This is a genomic window from Flavobacterium sp. AC105, assembly GCF_979258495.1.
On the sequence record NZ_OZ409860.1, the window covers coordinates 4,683,644 to 4,705,877 of the forward strand.

General features: G+C 33.7%; 19 protein-coding genes, 1 tRNA gene and 1 pseudogene. 3 read left to right on the top strand and 18 right to left on the bottom strand.

All coding sequences use genetic code 11. The features are described from left to right. Window positions 1-297: 297 nt before the first annotated feature. Window positions 298-1,452, bottom strand: coding sequence for an acyltransferase family protein (locus tag ACZ0AH_RS19285; RefSeq protein WP_463477393.1), 1,155 nt, complete (start codon window positions 1,450-1,452; stop codon window positions 298-300). 101 nt (window positions 1,453-1,553) lie between these two features. Next, window positions 1,554-2,459 carry a LytTR family transcriptional regulator DNA-binding domain-containing protein gene (locus tag ACZ0AH_RS19290; protein WP_463477394.1) on the bottom strand — a complete coding sequence of 302 codons (906 nt, stop codon included), beginning with the start codon at window positions 2,457-2,459 and terminating at the stop codon, window positions 1,554-1,556. A gap of 193 nt (window positions 2,460-2,652) precedes the next feature. Here ACZ0AH_RS19290 and ACZ0AH_RS19295 point away from each other — a divergent pair, with 193 nt between their 5' ends. Next, a complete protein-coding gene (locus ACZ0AH_RS19295) occupies window positions 2,653-3,012 on the top strand; it encodes a hypothetical protein (protein ID WP_463477395.1) in 360 nt (119 codons plus the stop codon). Between the two features lie 55 nt (window positions 3,013-3,067). Here the strand turns inward: ACZ0AH_RS19295 and ACZ0AH_RS19300 are convergent. From ACZ0AH_RS19300 to ACZ0AH_RS19375, 16 genes and pseudogenes are all read right to left on the bottom strand, one after another. Continuing rightward, a tRNA-Arg gene (locus tag ACZ0AH_RS19300) sits at window positions 3,068-3,141 on the bottom strand. An 80-nt stretch (window positions 3,142-3,221) separates the two neighbouring features. Further along, the gene (locus tag ACZ0AH_RS19305) at window positions 3,222-3,671 is read right to left on the bottom strand and encodes a GatB/YqeY domain-containing protein (RefSeq protein ID WP_463477396.1); all 450 of its coding nucleotides are present in this window, start codon (window positions 3,669-3,671) and stop codon (window positions 3,222-3,224) included. Window positions 3,672-3,873: 202 nt separating this feature from the next. Further along, window positions 3,874-5,880, bottom strand: coding sequence for a cell division protein FtsZ (gene ftsZ / locus ACZ0AH_RS19310; protein ID WP_463477397.1), 2,007 nt, complete (start codon window positions 5,878-5,880; stop codon window positions 3,874-3,876). Window positions 5,881-5,968: 88 nt separating this feature from the next. Further along, window positions 5,969-7,390, bottom strand: coding sequence for a cell division protein FtsA (gene ftsA, locus ACZ0AH_RS19315; protein WP_463477398.1), 1,422 nt, complete (start codon window positions 7,388-7,390; stop codon window positions 5,969-5,971). Window positions 7,391-7,396: 6 nt separating this feature from the next. Next, a complete protein-coding gene (locus ACZ0AH_RS19320) occupies window positions 7,397-8,119 on the bottom strand; it encodes a cell division protein FtsQ/DivIB (RefSeq protein ID WP_463477399.1) in 723 nt (240 codons plus the stop codon). After that, window positions 8,106-9,455, bottom strand: coding sequence for a UDP-N-acetylmuramate--L-alanine ligase (murC, locus tag ACZ0AH_RS19325; RefSeq protein ID WP_463477400.1), 1,350 nt, complete (start codon window positions 9,453-9,455; stop codon window positions 8,106-8,108). The genes ACZ0AH_RS19320 and murC overlap by 14 nt, the downstream gene beginning before the upstream one ends. Window positions 9,456-9,608: 153 nt before the next feature. Further along, window positions 9,609-10,694, bottom strand: coding sequence for an undecaprenyldiphospho-muramoylpentapeptide beta-N-acetylglucosaminyltransferase (murG, locus tag ACZ0AH_RS19330; protein WP_463477401.1), 1,086 nt, complete (start codon window positions 10,692-10,694; stop codon window positions 9,609-9,611). Between the two features lie 44 nt (window positions 10,695-10,738). After that, window positions 10,739-12,049: an FtsW/RodA/SpoVE family cell cycle protein gene (locus tag ACZ0AH_RS19335; protein WP_463477402.1), complete on the bottom strand. Its 1,311-nt coding sequence runs from the start codon at window positions 12,047-12,049 to the stop codon at window positions 10,739-10,741. Between the two features lie 76 nt (window positions 12,050-12,125). Further along, a complete protein-coding gene (gene murD / locus ACZ0AH_RS19340; RefSeq protein ID WP_463477403.1) occupies window positions 12,126-13,457 on the bottom strand; it encodes a UDP-N-acetylmuramoyl-L-alanine--D-glutamate ligase in 1,332 nt (443 codons plus the stop codon). A gap of 64 nt (window positions 13,458-13,521) precedes the next feature. Next, window positions 13,522-13,875 (bottom strand): annotated as a pseudogene (locus ACZ0AH_RS19345) (four helix bundle protein). 52 nt (window positions 13,876-13,927) lie between these two features. Continuing rightward, window positions 13,928-15,157 carry a phospho-N-acetylmuramoyl-pentapeptide-transferase gene (gene mraY / locus ACZ0AH_RS19350; RefSeq protein WP_463477404.1) on the bottom strand — a complete coding sequence of 410 codons (1,230 nt, stop codon included), beginning with the start codon at window positions 15,155-15,157 and terminating at the stop codon, window positions 13,928-13,930. 82 nt (window positions 15,158-15,239) lie between these two features. Further along, a complete protein-coding gene (locus ACZ0AH_RS19355) occupies window positions 15,240-16,703 on the bottom strand; it encodes a UDP-N-acetylmuramoyl-L-alanyl-D-glutamate--2,6-diaminopimelate ligase (RefSeq protein ID WP_463477405.1) in 1,464 nt (487 codons plus the stop codon). Continuing rightward, complete coding sequence (locus tag ACZ0AH_RS19360; RefSeq protein ID WP_463477406.1) at window positions 16,700-18,712, bottom strand: penicillin-binding protein; 2,013 nt, start codon at window positions 18,710-18,712, stop codon at window positions 16,700-16,702. The genes ACZ0AH_RS19355 and ACZ0AH_RS19360 overlap by 4 nt, the downstream gene beginning before the upstream one ends. Further along, complete coding sequence (locus ACZ0AH_RS19365; RefSeq protein ID WP_463477407.1) at window positions 18,703-19,050, bottom strand: FtsL-like putative cell division protein; 348 nt, start codon at window positions 19,048-19,050, stop codon at window positions 18,703-18,705. The genes ACZ0AH_RS19360 and ACZ0AH_RS19365 overlap by 10 nt, the downstream gene beginning before the upstream one ends. A 15-nt stretch (window positions 19,051-19,065) precedes the next feature. Next, complete coding sequence (rsmH, locus tag ACZ0AH_RS19370; protein ID WP_196812446.1) at window positions 19,066-19,974, bottom strand: 16S rRNA (cytosine(1402)-N(4))-methyltransferase RsmH; 909 nt, start codon at window positions 19,972-19,974, stop codon at window positions 19,066-19,068. After that, window positions 19,949-20,422 (bottom strand): division/cell wall cluster transcriptional repressor MraZ, encoded by a 474-nt coding sequence (locus ACZ0AH_RS19375; RefSeq protein WP_029273286.1) that lies wholly within the window; start codon window positions 20,420-20,422, stop codon window positions 19,949-19,951. Before ACZ0AH_RS19375 ends, rsmH begins: the two co-directional genes overlap by 26 nt. 378 nt (window positions 20,423-20,800) lie before the next feature. On the opposite strand from ACZ0AH_RS19375, the gene ACZ0AH_RS19380 reads away from it, so the two are divergent. After that, window positions 20,801-21,565 carry an alpha/beta fold hydrolase gene (locus ACZ0AH_RS19380; protein ID WP_463477408.1) on the top strand — a complete coding sequence of 255 codons (765 nt, stop codon included), beginning with the start codon at window positions 20,801-20,803 and terminating at the stop codon, window positions 21,563-21,565. Between the two features lie 41 nt (window positions 21,566-21,606). Beyond that, window positions 21,607-22,227, top strand: coding sequence for a ribosome biogenesis GTP-binding protein YihA/YsxC (gene yihA, locus ACZ0AH_RS19385; RefSeq protein WP_463477409.1), 621 nt, complete (start codon window positions 21,607-21,609; stop codon window positions 22,225-22,227). Window positions 22,228-22,234 lie beyond the last annotated feature (7 nt).

Sequence of the window (22,234 nt, forward strand, 5' to 3'; positions counted from 1 at the left end):
ATATTATGTTCTTTTCCAATACCTTAAATATTTAAGATATTAATTTTAACATAAATTTTCACACAAAGTAAAGTCGTTTACTTTCGCTTTTCTTCCACATTAGGGTATAAAACAGTCATTATCAGGTTAATTTGAACAAAGAGATATATTGATTCAAAAATTTAAGAGCATTCTAATTTTGCTGCTATCATAATTTTTGCGAACTATTATAATATCCTTAGATTGAAATATAAATACAAAAAGCCCTCTAAAAATGAATGTTCTTAGAGGGCTTTTTGATTATTTGTTTAAAAGATACTAAATGATTTTTTTCACTCCCGGAATTAATAAAATAAGCGATCCTAATATAAAACTCCCAAATACTATTAATGGGGCTACAACTAAAAGTTTTATTGCTGGATCAATAACCCAATTTCTTATGGCTAATGTAAAACCAACAATTACTAACGGATGAAAAATATACACAGCAAAACTATTGCGTGATAATGCAGCAAGCAATACAGAAGAAGTATTCCAACTTCTTTTTCCTTTAATTAATAGCGCAGTTACTATAGAAATACCAATCCATTGTTCCCAAACTGCATACAACAATGCCTGCCAATAAAAACCACCGGAAAACCACGAAGAAGGAGTATTTAATTTGAATTTGACAATTAAAAATACAGGGAAAAATAATAAACATAGCAAAGCAGATATTTTTAATTGTCTGCCTGTTTTATCAGAAAGTGTATCAAACCAATTGTTTTTGGCCGCCAATAATCCAACAATAAATAAGGCGATATATTGTGAAAAATGCCCTAATTGAAATCCGATTGGCTTAAGAACCCATCCAACAGGAAATATGATTCTGACCAAAAAACTAACAACTCCTAATACTATGGCAAACAACAATATAGATTGTGAATTTGGCGCAGCTAAAGGCATTTCTAAATTAAAATTAAATATTTTTCTTGCTGCTGCATAAATAAGTGTAAAAAGCAATAATGCGGCAACAAACCATGTAACGCCTAAATCGATCCAGCTATCAAATCCGCTCAAATATTCCAAATAGGTAATATGGTTTCCTTTTGCGAAATAGTAAACAAGATAACTTAAAAATGGTGATAAAATAAGAGAATAGAATATTACAGGAATTCCTAATCTAACAAGACGATCTTTAATAAATTTTAATGCTCCTTTTTTGGAATAAGAAGAACCCGTAAAATAGGCTGCCAGCATAAAGAAATATCCCATAAAAAAAGACTGATTAATACTTACAAACATTGTCATTGGAATTCGTGCTCCCATCAGACTAGTTTGTTCGTTATAATACCAGCCTTCGGAAGAACTATACGTAATAACCGTGTGATGAAGCACCACCAATATTGTTAATAGAACTTTAATATTATCTATGTATAATAGTTTGTTTGACGAACCGGAATCCTGATTTGAAGTAACAGTTGAAGTTGACATAATAAATTAGTTTAGTATTATTTATGGCAAACGTACAACTAGAAAAGACAGCGGCAGCAAGGCTTGTTACAAGTAACTAGCTTTTGTGATGAGCAACAAGCTTAAGCTATATATTTGTTGCGAAGCTGCTGATAATAAGTATCAAAACTATCGACCTGTTTTCTGGAAACCGGAACTTTTACAACAGTTTCATGAAAAGATAATAGATAACCCTGAGAATTTCCGGATACTTTTTCGATCTTAAACATATTTACTAAATAGGTTCTGTGGCATCTGAAAAAGTGTGGATAATCTGTTATTTGAGATTCAAATTGAGTTAGAGAAATCCTCTTTACTTCTGTAGTAATTTCATTGCCATTTGACTTGGTCAATTCGATATAATTACCATCAGCTTTTGCAAAGAGTAAATGATCTATATCCAGGCTAAAATCATCTTGTTTTACTTGCGTGTTAATAAAAAGAACAGACTCGAAATTCTTCTTTTCAGGTTCTATAGCAAGCGGAATAAACTGAAGTACAAATGGAGATCCTTTTTTTGATTCAAAATAAAAACTGCCTAATCTTATAAAAAAGTAGAAAAATATACCCGCGACAAAACAATTTCTAATTTCTTCATCAAAATAATTCCACGACCAATTGTCTGGATTATTATAAATTAAATCCCGCATTAAAAAACTGGACAATCCTGCAAGAACCAATATAATCGCTATATGAATATACTCTTTGAGTAAAGTCCATCTAATTTGATTTCGTTTTTGTCTGAAATAATTCAATGTTCCAAAATAAAACAACAGAATTAATGCCGGTGATACTGCATGGAAAAAACAAATAAACAAATAATGCATTTTGAGTTCCGGATCATAAACACCAAATGGTTTGAACAATAACAGAAACATTAAAATGATCAAAAACACAATAACCGAACTTTTGATTAAATTTTGAGACTCATATCGCGCGGGATATTCAATCTCATTAATTAAATGTTCTTTATTGATGTAAAATATCATGATTGAAATTGCTTTTGTCCGGGACTAAAGTACAAAAAAACTCGATTTTTCAGCTTTGTTTAGCAAATCATATTCTAAATATAGCTTTTATCCCCCAAAGCTGTTTATTGAAAATATTTATTAAATTAGCTTGCAGAACTCATCCCTTTTAACTCAAATAGAAACAATTAAAACAGAATCACATCCTGAACAAATGAAAAATATTAACCAAATTGAATTAGACAAATACAACGACTCAAATTATGAGTTAATCGAAAATGGTATTTATAAAAATATAGAAGAAGATCTTCATGTTTTTGCTTTTACATTTGAATTAGAAGACGATGAAGATTCTCAATATCCGTTAGAAGATATTCTTGATGAATTCAACTTATATGTTTCTGATTTTATTGATGAAGATGCATTTAATAATTCGAAAATTGTAAGTCTTGAATTAGCAGGAGATTTAGAAGAAGTGCAAAATGCGGTTAAATCAATTATAGGAAAACGTGTTTATAATGCAGAATATATAGGCGAAGATGAACAAGCGTATATAAAGTTGGTCATAGAATAAGACAGAAAATTTAAATAAAAAACCTATTTCATAATGAAATAGGTTTTTATTTAAGTGACCGCGGAGGGGTTCGAACCCCCAACCCTCAGAGCCGAAATCTGATATTCTATCCAGTTGAACTACGCGGTCTTTTAATTTATGATTTTAGAGTTCAGATTTTAGATTCCAATTGATAATCTAAAATCTAAACTCTGCAATCTAAAATATTTTTAAACTAAAAGTTTCTTTACAATAGTAGAAATTGTTTTTCCTTCAGCAGTTCCGCCTAATTGTGCAGAAGCTAATCCCATAACTTTACCCATTGAAGCAATTCCTGAAGCTCCGGTTTCAGCGATAATTTTGGCAATTACAGCTTCTACTTCTTCTTCGCTTAATTGTGCAGGCAAGAATTTTTCGATTACTGCAATTTGTGCTAATTCCGGCTCAGCCAAATCAGGACGATTTTGTTCTGTGAAAATTCTGGCGCTTTCTTTACGGGTTTTAACTAATCTTTGAAGCAATTTAATTTCTTCGTCTTCTGATAATTCTTCTTTAGAACCTGAAGCTGTTGCAGCTAATAACATTTCAGATTTAATGGCTCTTAATGCTTCCAGTGCTACTGTATCTTTTGCTCTCATGGCTGTTTTAATTTCATCCATGATTAATGTTTGTAAACTCATCTATGTTTTTATTTAAATAGGTAAAACCTATAATTGATATATTTGTTTTGAAAGCATTCCCGACTCCGTTTGAACTGACATCAAGATTAACTTTAAAAGTCAGGTAAAGAAGTCAAAATTCTAAATTCTGTGCGAAGATAAAAAAAATAACCCGAAAATTAAATCCAATTTTCGGGCTATCTTTATTATTATGATTGTAAAATTAATCTACGTTGTCGTGCAAAAATGAATTGTTTGAACGCAATTGTAAATCGTTGTTACTATCTGTACCAACTGATATCCTCGAATTGTTATTACCTGATTGCGAATTTGATAAATCGATGCCTAATCTTTTATAAGCAGGTTCTTTTTCAAGTTCATCAATTCTTGAAACATTATTATGAAATTTATAATTAAATTCTTTTAGTTTCTTTCTTCTTTCTTCAGCTCTTAAACGTAAAGTCTCTTCGATTGTCAATTCCATCGGAGAAATATTATCCGTCGTTGTATAAGTAGCTTCGCTTGCAAAATCAACTCTTGGTTTCATGGTAATGTTTAATTCAGCAGGAACTACATCTTCTACTGCTTTTTCAACTGGTTTTGATGCTGTTAAGTCATTTTCAACCTCCATGTATTCTTCTAAAGAATATTTAATGATTCCGTTTTCAGAAAGCTCCGTTACAGGAACAAATTGTACGGGATCATTAACTTTAATATTACGGGTTTCGTTTGATAATTCGAATAAAATTTTAGTCTCTTGCTCAGCAACAGGCTCTTTTTTTACTTCTGGTTCTGATCTGAAAAGAGGCAAATCAAATGAGAAAGTTGTTTGCTCTTCTCTTTCAAAAACTCTTTGCTGAACAGGTTTCATTTCCTGAAAAGATTGTACTTCAGGAGTTGAAATAGTAAAATCGATATCTGTAATTGGCGAAACGATTTCAAAAGTTACATCAAGATTTTTGATGAATTCTGACATCACTACCAATTCTTCCTGATTCATATTCATAGTTGGAGCAACTGCAACTGGAGCAACAGGAGTAGGTACTACGGGAGCAATCGTATCAGCAAACGGCGCATCTTCCATTAAATCAAAAACAATTTTCTCTTCTGATCTCGCAGTAGGTGTTTCAGCATTTAAATCAAAAGAAGTAACCGATTTATTGGTTAAATTATGAACGCTTCTTTGCTCATCTTCTAACGTGTGAATGATTTTTTTAGGCTCTGTATTTACAATTTCATTTTGTTGTTCAACATCAAAACCAGTTGCAATAATAGTCACAGCAATAGCATCACCAAGAGTTTCGTCTTCACCAACTCCCATGATAATATTTGCGTTATGACCCGCTTCTACCTGAATGTGATCATTGATTTCTCCAATCTCATCTAATGTAATTTCGTTTGATCCAGAAACGATAAGCAACAATACGTTTTTGGCTCCTGTAATTTTGTTGTCGTTTAATAACGGAGAATCCAATGCTGAAACGATAGCATCTTTAGCTCTGTTTTCACCCGCAGCAACAGAAGATCCCATGATAGCTGTTCCGCTGTTTGATAAAACAGTTTTAGCATCACGTAAATCGATATTTTGAGTATAGTGGTGCGTAATTACTTCAGCAATACCTCTTGAGGCTGTTGCCAAAACTTCGTCCGCTTTAGAGAATCCTGCTTTAAAACCAAGATTTCCGTATACTTCTCTTAATTTGTTATTATTAATTACAATTAATGAATCGACTTGCTTACGCAATTTTTCGATTCCTAAAAGTGCTTGTTCCTGACGTACCTTTCCTTCAAACTGAAAAGGGATTGTTACGATACCAACCGTAAGGATTTCTCTTTCTTTTGCCAATTGCGCAATTACCGGAGCGGCACCTGTACCTGTTCCTCCGCCCATACCAGCGGTAATAAATACCATCTTAGTACCACGATCTAACATTTTTTCAATATCGGCAATACTTTCAATAGCAGATTGCTGTCCTACATCAGGATTTGCTCCTGCTCCAAGACCTTCTGTTAAATTTACTCCTAACTGAATTTTGTTAGGTACTGAACTGTTCTGTAATGCTTGTGAATCTGTATTACAAACGATAAAATCTACCCCTTTAATACCTTGCTTAAACATGTGGTTGATAGCATTACTACCACCTCCACCTACACCTATTACTTTGATTACATTTGATTGGTTTTTTGGTAAATCAAATGAAATACTTCCAAATTCTGAGTTGCTCATCATCTTTTTGGTTTTGAAATTCTTATTAAATACATTTTTTACTTCTTGACTTGGGGCAAAAAGTAATCCTTTTCGTTTTTATTACTTATTCTTATTCTGCGTTGTCTAAAAAATCTTTGATTTTATCGACATATCTATCAAAAAATGATCTCCTAATCTTATTTTCTGTAGACTCTTCTTTACCTGCGTTATTTCTAACTTCTCTTGGCTGTTCGAAGGTTTCTACTCTTTCAACGTAGTTTTCTTCAACTTCGTATCGCTGTTGTACAGGTTGTTGTACCGGCGGAGGAACATTTCTGTAAACCACTTTTGGCTGTTCATTTACAACTTCCATTCTAATAGCACTTTGCGTACTATTTTCGATACTATTCATTACTAAACCTACTGCTGTTGCAAATAACGGACTAGAAATTTCTTCGCTTGAATTTCCTGCTAAATGTTCGTTTGGATATCCAATTCTGGTATCCATGCCGGTAATGTACTCTACTAATTGTTTAATATGTTTTAGTTGAGCCCCGCCACCTGTAAGAACAATTCCTGCAATTAATTTTTTACGAGGATCTTCGTGTCCATAAGCTTTAATTTCTGCAAAAACCTGCTCTACAATTTCCACAACACGTGCGTGAATAATTTTAGATAAATTTTTAAGCGAAATCTCTTTTGGCTCTCTTCCTCTTAATCCCGGAATAGAAACAATTTCGTTGTCTTTATTTTCCCCCGGCCACGCTGATCCGAATTTTATTTTTAAAAGCTCTGCCTGTTTTTCAATAATCGAACAACCTTCTTTAATATCATCCGTAATCACATTTCCTCCAAAAGGAATTACAGCTGTATGGCGAATAATACCATCTTTAAAAATGGCTAAATCTGTTGTTCCGCCACCAATATCAATTAAAGCCACACCTGCTTCTTTCTCTTCCTGACTCAAAACGGCATCTGCAGAAGCTAAAGGTTCTAATGTCAATCCTGACAATTCGATTCCTGAACTCTGAATACATCTTCCAACATTTCTGATAGAGGATGCCTGCCCGACTACTACATGAAAACTAGATTCTAATCTTCCGCCGTACATCCCGATAGGTTCTTTTATTTCAGATTGTCCGTCGATTTTAAATTCCTGCGGCAAAACGTGAATAATTTCTTCTCCCGGCAACATCGCCAGTTTATTAACCTGGTCAATTAAAAGCTGAATATCTTTTTCGCCAATTACTTCTTCCGGATTATTACGGCTGATGTAATCTGTATGCTGAATACTTCTGATGTGTTGCCCTGCAATACCCACAACCACATCTTTTATCTTGTAACCTGAATTATTTTCTGCTTCCAGGATAGCTTGTTGAATAGATTGGATCGTTTGCGTAATGTTGTTTACAACACCTCTTGCAACTCCCAAACTTTTGGATTTTCCAATACCCAAAATTTCCAACTTACCATACTCATTTTTCTTGCCTATCATGGCAACTATTTTGGTTGTTCCAATATCTAGACCTACTGCAATGTTATCTTTTTCCATTTTCTATTATTTTGTGCAAACTACTTGTTCCGAAAACCTAAGGTCAATCTTATTGTATTTATATAACGAACTATCTAAAACTGCTTTTTGAAAAAAGGCTTTATAGTTTCTAAATTTTTTATCAACATTCATCGTTCTGCCAAAATCGATGACGTAATTATAATTTCGATTAAACATTTTTAAGCTGCCATTAGGCATAATTTGTATTGCAATGATGTTTTTTTTCAAAAACGCATCGTCATAAATTGTGCGAAATAAAGCAGCTAAATCTTCGTTATTTTTTTTATTGATTGCTCCCGAAACAAGAGGAACCCGCGCTGTAAAATTGTCTGATAAAGGCATTTTATTACCCTCATAGTCAATATAAAAAGATTGATCACCATCGTAAACTCGCGCTACTGGTGTCTTCTGTTTTACTACCGCTTTTAGAACACCGTCGATACTTACAAATACATCTGATTTTTCAATCATCTCTTGCGTATCAAGGGTTTTTTCAATCTTATTCAAATCTAACTCATCTTTTCGGATACTGGAAGCGTCTCTTTTATTTTCTATCAACAATTTATTAACCGTTTCAGGCTTTACAAACAGTGTATTTTCTCCTACAAAAACTACCATGGATTTCTTCAATTTTCGATCTCCGTTTTTATGCTGCGCAAACGAATACAAAAAAAGTACAAGCCCAAAAATGAGCACTAATCGAATATTCGTCCAATTAAATATTTTCATTTAGCATTTTTTTGATTGATGGAACCATTTCACCAATATCACCAGCTCCAATTGTTACAATTATTGGCGCATCACTGGCTTTGATTTCCGATAATAAATCATCTTTTGCAACAATTTTTTTGTTCGAATTTGTCATTTTTCCCAACAGCCATTCTGATGTAATCCCTTCCATCGGTAATTCGCGTGCCGGGTAAATATCCATTAAATACACTTCATCAAATTGCGATAAACTTTCCGCAAATCCATCTGCAAAATCCCTTGTTCTGCTGAATAAATGCGGCTGAAAAATGGCCAAAACTTTACGATTTGGATATAATTCCCTAACCGCCTGATGCACAGCATTTATTTCTGTTGGATGATGGGCATAATCATCTATATAAACTAATTTTTCTGTTTTAATCTGATACGAGAAACGTCTTCTGATTCCGTTAAATGAAGCCAAAGCTTTTGCAATAGAATCAGTTGTGGAACCATACGTTTTAGCCATCGCAATAGCCATTAGCCCATTCATTAAATTGTGTTTTCCCGGTAATCCAAAACGTAAATCTTTCATGATTTCTGATGGTGTCTGCACATCAAAAACATAACTTGCATTTTCTATACGAACATTAAACGCTTTAAATACAGCATCTTCATTTATAGCACATTGCACGCCTTCAAGAGGCAATTCTTTCGTTATAAAAAGATTCTTTTTATCTTCTACTTTTGATGCAAATTCTACAAACGAAGCTTCAATGGCTTCACTTGTTCCGTAGATATCCAAATGATCTGCGTCCATTGATGTAATACATGCGATATCCGGGTGTAAATGCAAAAAAGAACGGTCAAATTCATCTGCTTCTACAACTGTTACCGTTTTTCCGCTTCCAATCAAATTAGAATTATAATTTTCTACGATTCCACCCACAAATGCAGTAACATCTGCGCCGCTTTGAAATAGAATATGTCCTAAAATACTTGAAGTTGTCGTTTTTCCGTGTGTTCCGGCAACTGCAAAACAAAATGTGTCTTTTGTAATGATTCCCAGAACTTCTGCACGTTTTTTAACCTGATATTCTCTTTCTACAAAATAATTCCACTCTGAGTGTGATCTTGGTACTGCCGGCGTAATAATAACCAGTGTATTTTCTACAAAATAATCGGTTGGAATTAAACTAATATTATCTTCAAAATGAATATCAATACCACTTTCAATCAATTCGTTTGTTAGCATTGACGGCGTTTTATCGTAACCCGAAACCTGTTTCCCGATATTTTTAAAATAACGGGCCAGAGCACTCATTCCGATGCCTCCAATGCCAATAAAGTAAACGTTTTGTATTTGATTTAAATTCATTTCAATTTGTTTTTGAGCTATTTACGCCTTACTTTATTTTGTAAGAAACTAGTAATTAAGCTTTTGTAATTTTCTTATTTTAATAACTCAAAACGCCTAAAAATAGCGTTCTAATTTTTTTATAATGTTCTATAATTTTCAGAAAAAGTTACATTATAACAACTTTACAATCTGATTTACAATATCTTTTGTTGCGTTTGGCATAGCCAGCTTTTTAATATTTTCACTCAACTGCTTTTGCTTGCCGTGATCTTTCAATAAAGCCTCAAAAACAATACTAAACTGACTGTCTAGTTCTGATTCTTTCAATAAAATAGCCCCTTTTGCATCAACAATTGCCTGCGCATTTTTGGTTTGATGATCTTCGGCTACATTTGGTGACGGAATAAAGATTACAGGTTTCCCAACAATGCATAATTCCGAAACTGATGACGCTCCCGCACGTGAAATAATCACATCTGCCGCAGCATACACAAAATCCATTCTTTCAATAAAATCAACGACTCTTACATGCTGTTGTTGATGTTTTTTATAATCTTCAAAATATAATTTTCCGCATTGCCAGATTATCTGAACATCCTGCGAAAGCATATTGTGCAATTCTTTTTCAATTAACTGATTGACTCTTCTGGCACCTAAACTTCCGCCAAGAACCAACAATGTTTTTTTATTCGGATCTAAACCGTAAAACGTGATTGCTTCATCTCGTTTACTTTCAATGTCAATTAAATCCTGACGAACCGGATTTCCAGTGATAATGATTTTATTCTTTGGAAAAAATCGTTCTAAATTTTCATACGCCACACAAATTGCATTTGCTTTTTTGCTCAGCAATTTATTTGTAATTCCAGGAAACGAATTTTGTTCCTGAATTACTGTCGGAATTCCTGCTCCGCCTGCTGCTTGCAATAAAGGTCCGCTGGCAAAACCACCTGTACCTATCACCACATTTGGTTTAAATTGCTTGATGATTCTTCTTGATTCTAACAAACTTGTTGCCAGTTTTAAAGGAAACATCAAATTTTGTAAAGTCAGCTTTCGCTGCAAACCGGCAATCCAAAGTCCTTTTATTTCATAACCTGCCTGCGGTACTTTCTGCATTTCCATTTTATCTTTTGCACCAACAAAAAGAAATTCAGCATCAGGAAACTTTGCTTTTAATTCATTTGCAATTGCAATTGCAGGATAAATGTGTCCTCCTGTACCGCCACCACTTAATATGAATTTATAATTTGTCATATTTTTTAAAACTTAATCTCTTAAAAACTATTCTATTTTAATCTTTATTTATTCAAAACTGCATTCATGGGATTTCTCGAAGTGTCTTCAATTGAATACATTCCTGCTTCTTCATATATTTCGTCAGCAGGCAAATCTTCTTCTGATAATTCTTTATCAATTAATCTTTGAAGCGCTTCTTTTCGTCTTTCTTTTTCTTCTTGTTCTTCAGCAACTTCTTCTTCTTTTTTGGTTACACTAATAATGATTCCCAAAGAAAAACAAGTCATCCAGATCGAACTTCCCCCACTACTTATCAGCGGAAGCGTTTGCCCTGTTACCGGCAGTAATTCTACCGCAACGGCCATATTAATCATCGCCTGAAATATCATCGGAAAACCGAGCCCGACGACGACTAACTTCCCAAACAGCGTATTGGCTTTATGCGATGCTATAACGAATCGGAATAATAACAATAAGTATAAGAGCAATATCGAAACTCCGCCAACTAAACCATATTCTTCAACAATAATAGCATAAATAAAATCTGAAGATGACTGTGGTAAAAAGTTCTTCTGAACGCTTTTTCCTGGTCCTAAACCTCCAAACTTTCCTGATGCAATTGCGATTTTTGCTTTTTCTATCTGATAATCATCTTCGTCTGGTTTATCTGTGGTAAAATTCATAATACGACTTTCCCAGGTTGAAACCCTGCTGAAGAATCTTGAATCCGGAAAAGCTTTTGCAACCAGAAGAAAGAATGCTAACATTACAATTCCTGAACCTATAATAAAACCAATATATTTTAATGGATATTTACCAATAAATGTCAGCATGATTACCATTGAAAATATCAGCGCCGTTGTCGAAAAGTTAGCGGGCAAAATAAGTACTAATGTTATAAAAACCGGCAACCATAACTGAATTAACGAAGCTTGAAATGGTTCATTTTCTTCTTTAGTTTTTGACAAATAACGCGCTACAAATATGAACAAGATACTTGCTGCCAAAGTAGAAGTTTGAAATGTTATACCAATAAACGGCACCTGAATCCAACGACTTGCATTTGCTCCGGCAATTACAGTTCCTTTTAAAAGTGTATATGCCAATAAAATCCAAACTACCGGCAAAGCCACTTTTGAAATCGCCCTGAAATAATGATAAGGCACTCTATGAACCCAATAAATAATCAGAAAACCAATGCAAACATGAGCCAAATGTTTCACCAAATAACCCAATGTATTTCCGGTTCCGTGACCAATATAGGCCAAATTACTACTCGCACTAAAAACAGGCATAAACGAAAATAGCGCTAATAAAGCCACGAATGACCATATTACTCTATCTCCTTTTAATTTGTTAACCAATTCTTTCATGTCCTTAGTTTCAAGTTTTTCTTGTTTCAGGTTTCAGGTTCCCACGTAACGTGAAACCTGAAACTTGAAACTTTTTTTACAAATTGTGTACCGCTTGCTTAAATTGTTTTCCTCTGTCTTCGTAGTTTTCGAATAAATCGAAACTTGCGCAGGCCGGAGACAATAAAACAGCATCACCTTTTTCTGTTAATCTTTGCGCCGTTTTTACTGCATCGTTCATGTTGTTTACTTCAACCATGATATCAACAACATTTCCAAAAGCATTGATAATTTTTTGATTATCAACTCCTAAACAGATAATTGCTTTTACTTTTTCACGAACTAACGACATCAATTCGTTGTAATCGTTTCCTTTATCAACACCTCCAACAATCCAAACCGTTGGCACATTCATACTGTCTAAAGCAAAGAATGTAGCGTTTACATTTGTTGCTTTTGAATCGTTGATATATTGTACATTCTGAATTTTTAATACTTTTTCTAAACGGTGTTCTACACCTTGAAAATTCGATAAACTTTCGCGAATTGTTGCATTTCTAATTTGCATCAATTTTGCTACAGAGCTTGCTGCCATTGCGTTTTTCATATTATGTTTTCCTTCTAACGCAATGTATTCTGTTTCCATTGTAAACTCTTCTTGGTTGATCTTTATTTCCATTTTGTTGTTATTTATAGAAGCCCCTTCATCGAATGTTTTAGACAATGAAAAAGGAATTAATTTTGCTTTTGTTGTGTTGCTTTTTAACCATTCGGCAATTGCCTCATCATCTGCATCGTAAATAAGATAATCGCTTTCGGTTTGATTCATTGTTATTCGAAACTTTGAATCGATATAATTTTGATATTTATATTCGTACCGGTCTAAATGATCCGGGCTAATATTTGTAATTATGGCAATATCCGGCCGGTATTCTATAATTCCGTCAAGCTGAAAACTACTTAATTCCAGCACATAGGCATCGTATTTATTATCGGCTACCTGCCAGGCAAAACTTTTCCCAATGTTTCCTCCTAAACCAACATTCAAACCTGCTGATTTCAATAAATGATACGTCAGCATTGTCGTGGTTGTTTTACCATTACTTCCTGTAATTCCAACTGTTAAGGCCTCTGTAAAAGGTTTCGCAAATTCAATTTCCGAAATCACCTTTACTCCTGCTTCAATCAGCTTTTTTACGATGGGAGATTTCTCTGGAATTCCCGGACTTTTCATCACCACATCTGCATTCAAAATCAGGTCTTCGGTATGCTGTTCCTCTTCCCAGGCAATTTTATTAATGATAAGAACTTCTTTATAACTCTCTTTTATCTTTCCAAAATCAGATACAAAAACATCGTATCCTTTTTTCTTTCCGAGAATAGCGGTACCAACACCGCTTTCTCCTCCGCCAAGTACTACTAACCTCATACTTTATAAATTAAAAATTGAGAATTAAAAATTAAAAATCTAACATATGAAGTTTCTAATTCCATCACGTCTTCCCTTTTAAGGTTATTATAATTTTCGCTAATATTTTACATATTTCTTCTGCTTCTTTATGAACACTTTCGAACTCATTTACAGAAATATAATCTGTTGCCTTCAATAATTTCAATCAATAAATTGTTTCTCTAGCTTCTTTGTATGAAATCTCAAGCTTAAACAGAAACTCTTTATCAGAACGTCCTCCAATCGACTCTTCAATGTTTGCTCCAATTGAAGTTCCCGATCTTAAAAGTTGTTTACTTAAAACAAACTCTTTTTTTGTATTAGTTAGATATTTATATAAATTGACTACTCTAACTGCAAAGAGAAATGACTTCTCTTGAATAATATTCTCCTTCATCTACCCGAACACACAATTTTTAATTTTTAATTCTCAATTTTTAATTAAAACCCTATCTTAATTTTAAAGTAACAATTGATAATATGGCTAACATGATGGCAACGATCCAGAATCTGGTTACAATTTTACTCTCATGATATCCCTTTTTTTGATAATGATGATGTAGTGGCGACATCAAAAATATTCTTCGGCCTTCGCCAAAACGTTTTTTAGTGAATTTGAAATAACTCACCTGCAAAACCACGGAGAAATTCTCCACTAAAAAGATTCCACACAATAACGGAATCAATAATTCTTTTCGAACGGCAATTGCCAAAACTGCAATGATTCCGCCAATAGTTAAACTTCCTGTGTCTCCCATAAAAACAGATGCGGGATAAGAGTTGTACCAAAGAAATCCAATCAGCGCCCCAACAAATGCGGATATAAATACGGTCATTTCCCCCGAATTAGGGATATACATAATATTCAGATAATTAGAAAAAATAATATTACCGGAAACAAACGTAAATATTCCGAGCGCCAGGACCGAAACTGCGGATGTTCCTGCTGCAAGACCATCAATTCCATCTGTTAAATTAGCCCCGTTTGAAACCGCTGTGATAATAAAAATAACAACCGGAATAAAAATTAACCAAGCCCATTTTTCATATCCCTCACCTGTCCAGGCTAATATTTCGGCATAATCAAATTCATTATTTTTTACAAAAGGAATTGTCGTTGCAGTTGATTTTTCTTCTATTGGAGCAGGCATAACCACTGTTGTATTTGCATTTTTTTGAGTGCCAATATAACCTGTATCAGTTCTTACTGTAACAGCAGGATTAAAATACAAAACAGTGCCAACGATAAGTCCTAAACCAACCTGACCAATAACCTTAAAAATACCTTTAAGTCCTTCTTTATCTTTTTTGAATATTTTAATATAATCGTCTATAAAACCAATTGTTCCCATCCAAAGCGTAGTTACAATAAGCAATACAATGTAAATATTATGCAAACGAGCAAACAACAAAACCGGTACAAGAGTGGCAAAAATGATAATCAATCCTCCCATTGTTGGGGTTCCTGCTTTTTCATTTTGACCTTGAAGACCTAACTCACGAACCGTTTCACCAACTTGCTGATTACGCAAAAAATTAATGATTCGCTTTCCGTAAATCGTTGACAAAAGCAACGAAAGCATTAACGCTAAAGCTGATCTAAAAGTGATGTATTGAAAAACTCCAGTTCCCGGGATGTCTAGTGTTTTGTCTAAATATTCAAATAAATAGTATAGCATATTTTATATTTTTTAAATTCCAATTTAGAAATTCCAAATTCCAATTATTGTGGTGGTATTTGAACTTAAAAATTTATTGTGATTATTTGTTTAATTGATCTAAAATTTCTTTTACAGTTTCCATATCATCAAAATGATGACGAACACCATTTATTTCCTGATACGTTTCGTGTCCTTTACCTGCGATTAAAATAATATCATTTGGCTGAGCCAATTGACAAGCCGTTTTTATAGCTTGTTTTCTGTCCGTAATTCTCAATATTTTTTTATAATTATGGGCTTCAACACCTTTTTCCATTTCATCTAAAATCACTTCCGGATCCTCGTTTCTTGGATTATCAGATGTTAAAATTGCTTTATCACTAAGATCTGTAGCAATTTTTGCCATAATTGGCCTTTTGGTTTTATCTCTGTTTCCGCCGCAGCCCACAACTGTAATTAACTGTTCGTTTTTAGTTCGGATATCTTCAATAGTTTTTAAAACATTTTCTAAAGCATCCGGCGTATGTGCATAATCTACAATCACTGTAATATTTCCTTCTGAAATAATATATTGAAAACGACCTGAAACACTTTCTAAGTCCGACAGTAAACGCAATGCCTCTAAACTATCCATTCCTAATTCGATTGCTGTTCCGTAGATTGCCAAAACATTATAAGCGTTAAAAGTCCCGATAAGTTTTACCCAAACTTCGTTGTCATTTACTTTTAATAATAACCCTGACAATTGGCTTTCTAAAATATTTGCTTTAAAGTCTGCATATGATTTTAAAGCATAAGTGCGTTTTCTGGCAACAGTATTCTGCAACATTACAGGTCCGTTTTTATCATCGATATTTGATAAGGCAAAAGCTGTTTTTGGCAATGAATCAAAAAATGATTTTTTTACATCTCTATATTCTGCAAACGTTGGATGATAATCTAAATGATCGTGTGAAAGATTCGTAAAAATCCCGCCAACAAAATGCAAAGCTTCGGTACGTTTTTGGTGAATTCCGTGCGAACTCACTTCCATAAAACAATGTGTTACACCAGTTTCAATCATTTCATTTAAATAGTGATTGATTGTAATAGAATCCGGCGTTGTATGCGTTGCTTTATATTCAGTTTCATCGACCATAATTTTTACGGTTGATAACAAACCAACTTTAAAACCTGCTTTTTGAAACAACTGAAATAATAATGACGCAATTGTTGTTTTTCCGTTTGTGCCTGTAACGCCAACTAATTTTAATTTTTCAGAAGGATTTCCAAAATAATTAGCCGCCATAAAAGCCAGCGCTGTATTGGTATCTTTTACCTTTATATAGGTAATTCCTTTTTGAATATTTTCCGGTAATGTATCGCAAATAATCGCAATCGCACCTAATTGAATTGCTTTTTCAATATAATCGTGACCATCAGAAAGTGATCCGCGAATTGCTACAAAAACATCATTCGCTTCAATTTTTCTTGAATCGAAATCAATTTTATGGATATCAATTTCCGTTGAACCTGTTACAGATTCAATAGCTACTTTATATAATATGTCTTTCAGTATTTTCACGATAATTCTAATACTATTGTTGAATTTTTACTAATATTTTGTCCAGCTTGTAAAGACTGTTTTTTTACTTTCCCTACTCCGTTTACCTTAACTTTCAAACCTAAATTCTCTAGTAAGGCAATTGCATCCATTCCCGGCATTCCTTTTAAATCCGGAATTTGATTTGATTTTTTATTGGCTTCAACTACGTAAAATTTATCATAACTAGAATCTTGTTTCGGAACATTTGAATCCAATTTTTTAATTTTATTAGTTGATGGCGCATCCGTAAATATTTTTTGGGCAATTCTCTTGAAAACCGGCCCGGCAACATCTGCCCCGTAATAATTATTTTTAGATGTATTAGGCTTATGAACTACCACAATACAAGAGTATTTAGGATGATCTGCCGGAAAATATCCTACGAAAGAAGAAGCATAATACAATGCTGACTTTCCTTCTTTTCCGCCATAATTCATCTGAGCCGTTCCTGTTTTTCCTGCCATCGAAAAATCTTTCGAATACAATTTAGAAGCCGTTCCTTTTTTAACGACATTCAACAAAACTGCTCTTAATTTTTTAATCGTTTCCGGTGAACAAATCCTTGGATTAATAACTTCTGTATCGAATTTTTTAATTGTTTTGTTCCATTCTTTAATTTCAGATACAAACTGCGGTTTTACCATTACGCCATTATTGGCAACCGAATTGTAAAATGCCAATGTCTGCATTGGTGTAACTGAAACTTCATATCCAAAAGCCATCCACGGTAGTGAAATTCCCGACCAATGTTTATCTCCAGGTTGCGGGATATGAGGCCTTCCTTCTCCTTTAAAATGCAATCCTAATGTTTTGTCTAATCCATAACTCTTAATATGATTCACAAATCTTGACGGATTACTTTTGTAATTATCATAAACCGCCTGAACCATTACGGTATTAGATGAAAGTTCGAAACCGCGTGCTAACGAAACTTTACCGTAACCTCCTTTATGTGAATCATTAACAGAACGACCATAATATTTTACTTGCCCGCCGTGACTATCGTAAACTGTGCTTGTATCTGCTACTTTATCTTCTAAAATGGCCATTAAATCAACCAGTTTAAAAGTCGATCCCGGCTCGTGAGACTCTGCTACAGCATAGTTTGTAGTTTCAGTATACGTTCCGTCTTCTCCTCTTCCTAAATTCGAAATCGCTTTTACATAACCTGTTTCTGTTTCCATAACTACTACACAACCATGATCTGCTTCGTAATCTTCTAATTGTTTTAACAAAGCGTGGTGCGCAATATCCTGGATAAAAACATCAATTGTCGAAATCACATCATAACCATCAATTGGGTCAACTTCATTTACATCCCGAATAGGTTTCCATTGTCCTTTTGCAATTTTTTGCTTTAGGATTTTACCGTCTTTTCCGTTCAGATAATTTTTAAAAGCCCATTCGATTCCTTTTCCAACTTCAATTCCGGTTGCAGGATCAATACGGTCGTAACCAATTGTTCTCTCTGCAATTTTTCCTATCGGATGTTTTCTAACGGTTTCTTGTTCAACTATAATTCCGCCTTTAAAAGCTCCTAAACTGAATAATGGAAAACCCTTAATTTTTACATATTCGGTATAACTCAAATTACGGGCAATCAAATAATAGCGGTTTTTATTGACTCTTGCTTTTCTTAACTCCTGTTCGTAATAACCTCCCGGTCTGTCTAAAACAGTAGCCAATGAATCTGATAATGCTTTTACGTATTTCTCGAAAGTTTCTGTTTTTGGCGCTTTTGCATCAAATCTAATTTCATAATTAGGAATTGATGTTGCCAGCAAACTTCCGTCAGCCGAATAAATATTTCCTTTGTTTGCCGGAATGACAAAATTTCTAACGGTACGCTGTTTCGCCAGTTTTCTATAATAATCTCCTTCAACCCATTGAATATTGGTTAATTTAACGACAATAGCAATTGCCATCACGAAGATGAAAACTGCTACGAGGTAAATTCTGTAGGATATATGTTTATCGTCTACTGCCATATTCTTTTAAAGAAACTTTTTTCTTCTTCTTTTTTAACTTCTATTTTTACCGGAGGAACTGTCGATGGAAAAATTTGCTTTTCAAGCATTTTATCCGATATGGTTGACTCCATTTTTAACTTCATTAATTCGGAACGTCGGTCTACAAATTCTGATCGCAATTCTTTTACTTCGTTATTGAGTTTTGCAATTTCAAAAACCTTTTGTTCGTATCGTTGTGTATTGGCAATCATTAAAATAGCAAGCAGAATTATAAAAACTATGAACCGCCAGTTTTTTATCGCGTCATCGTTAATCAAAAATCTTGCTTTTAATATGCCAAATACTCCACCTTTCATTTTTCTACCTTTATATTATATCTTTTCAGCAATTCTTAATTTTGCACTTCTTGCCCTGTTATTAATTTTGATTTCAGCATCATCCGGAACAATCAATTTTCCGATGGTTTTAAACGGAACTGAAAAATTTCCGTAAAAATCGCGTTCTGGCTCTCCTTCAAACATTCCATTTTTAATAAATCTTTTTACCAGTCTGTCTTCTAAGGAATGATAAGAGATTACTGAAAATCTTCCGCCCGGATTAAGAATTTCTAATGATTGCTCAATAAACTCTTTTAAAACATCCATTTCCTGATTTACCTCAATTCGAATCGCCTGATAAATCTGAGCCAATATTTTGTTTTTAACTCGTTCAGGTAAATATTTTGCCAAAACATCTTTTAATTCGTCTGTAGTTTTGATTGGATATTTCTCTCTGGCTTCTACAATTGTTCTTGCCAAAACCGGAGCATTCTTCAACTCTCCATAATCAAAAAAAACACGACGTAAATCCTGTTCTTCATATTCGTTAACCACACGATAAGCATTTAAATCATTTTTCTGACTCATCCGCATATCTAGTTCGGCATCAAATCTTGTTGAGAAACCTCTTTCCGGAACATCAAACTGATGTGATGAAACACCCAAATCAGCCAAAATTCCGTCTACACTTTTTACTCCGTGAAAACGTAAAAACCTTTTTATAAACCTGAAGTTTTCATTAATTAAGGTAAACCGTTCATCCGGCAGCGCATTTGCAAGTGCATCTTCATCCTGATCAAAAGCAAATAATTTTCCGTTTGGCCCTAATCGTTTCAAAATTTCTTTTGAATGACCTCCTCCACCAAACGTAACATCTACATATATTCCGTCAGGCTTAATATTTAAACCATCAACTGTAGGATGAAGCAAAACCGGATTATGATATTCCATTGTCGTCGTCATTAATATTTCCCATTACTTCTTCGGCTAAATCTGCAAAATCCATATCTTCGCCGCTTATTGATTTTTCGTATAAATCCTTATCCCAAATTTCCACAATATTAACCGCAGATGAAAAAACAACATCTTTAGAAATACTTGAAAAAGCTACCAAATCCTTTGGTACCAATAATCTTCCTAATGCATCAATCTCTACCACTTTAACACCAGCAGTAAATCTTCGGATGAAATCATTGTTCTTTTTTACAAAACGATTCAGCTTGTTGATTTTTTGCATCATCAGGTCCCACTCTTCCATTGGATATAATTCTAAACACGGCTGAAAAACAGAGCGCTTCAAAACGAATCCGTTTTGAAGAGAAGAAGCCAATTGCTTTTTTAAAGGTGCAGGCATCATTAGCCTTCCTTTAGCATCGACTTTACACTCATATGTTCCAACAATTGTGTTCAAGAAAAATACATTAAGATGTTATACAGCAAAAATATAAAAAATATTACCACATTTTACCACTAAATACCACTTTGTTAATAAGTTTAACCACTTTTCTACCACCTTGCTTAATTTATGGACAATCAATACTTTAGATAATAATTAGCCGATCGACAATAAGGATTGCAGATCGAAAAAAATATGCACTATATTTCTTAAAAAATTAGTTATTACGCAGTTTTCTTAACATTTAGAAAATATACCAAAACAAGCCATAAAAGCTGATTTTTAAACACTTAGATATTCTACAAAAATTATGTAGTTAAAAAACGGTAGCAAAAATTCATTTTTATTTATTAAACCCTATATTTGTCCAAATTGAAATTGGCATTAAATTAAATGGACAAACACTACAAAAAAGAAGGCAAATACAGCTATTATGAAGCTGGAGAAGGAACTCCTATCGTGATTTTACATGGCTTAATGGGAGGCCTAAGTAACTTTGATGCTGTAGCAGAATATTTTCCAACGAAAGGATACAAAGTTGTGATCCCGGATTTGCCAATATATACTCAGAGTATTTTAAAAACCAACGTGAAAAGCTTTGCTAAGTATGTAAAAGACTTTATCACTTTTAAAGGTTTTGAAAAAGTAATTTTATTAGGCAACTCGCTAGGAGGACATATTGCTCTTTACCACACTAAACTATATCCTGAAAAAGTAGCCGGACTTGTAATAACTGGAAGTTCAGGACTTTACGAAAGCGCTATGGGAGATAGTTATCCTAAAAGAGGCGATTATGAATACATCAAAAAGAAAGCTGAAGATGTATTTTATGACCCAAAAATAGCTACTCCTGAATTAATTGATGAAGTGTACGCAACCGTTAATGACCGTATTAAATTAATTAAAACCTTAACGATTGCCAAAAGTGCAATTCGTCATAATATGGCAAAAGATTTACCTAAAATGACAGCCGAAACCTGTATTATCTGGGGTAAAAATGATGCTGTAACTCCACCAAATGTGGCGGAAGAATTTGATAAATTATTGCCTAATTCAACTTTGTATTGGATTGACAAATGTGGACACGCTGCTATGATGGAACATCCTGAAGAATTTAATGCAATTCTTGAAGAATGGCTCGTTAAAAAGAATTTATAGCATCTAACTTTCGATTTCTGGAGGTTTAAAAAACAAAACACATGAAAATTACAACCGCCGAATTTATTATTAGCAATTCTGTAGTTGCAAAATGTCCGCAGGATTTTTTGCCGGAATATGCTTTTATCGGAAGATCTAACGTAGGGAAATCTTCGTTGATCAATATGCTTACTAATCATAAAAATTTAGCAAAAACATCCGGAAGACCAGGAAAAACGCAGCTTATAAATCACTTTAAAATCAATAACAATTGGTTTTTGGTCGATTTGCCCGGATATGGATATGCTAAAGTATCTAAAAAAACAAAATCAGTTTTCCAGCAATTTATTACCGATTATTTTGAAACCAGAGAACAATTAGTTTGTGCTTTTGTTTTGATTGATATTCGTCACGAAGCCCAAAATATCGATATTGAATTTATGTCGTATATGGGAGAAAGCGAAATTCCGTTTTGCATCATTTTTACTAAAGCAGACAAAATTAGCAAGACAAAAATAGACTCGCATATTGCTGCATACAAAAAGCAAATGTTTGCAAATAACTGGGAAGAAATGCCGCATTATTTCGTAACCTCAGCAACAGAATCTACCGGAAAAGACGATGTTTTAAATTATATCGACGAAGTAAATCAGGAAGTTTTTAAAAACAATAGTCAGTTTTAAAAAAAAA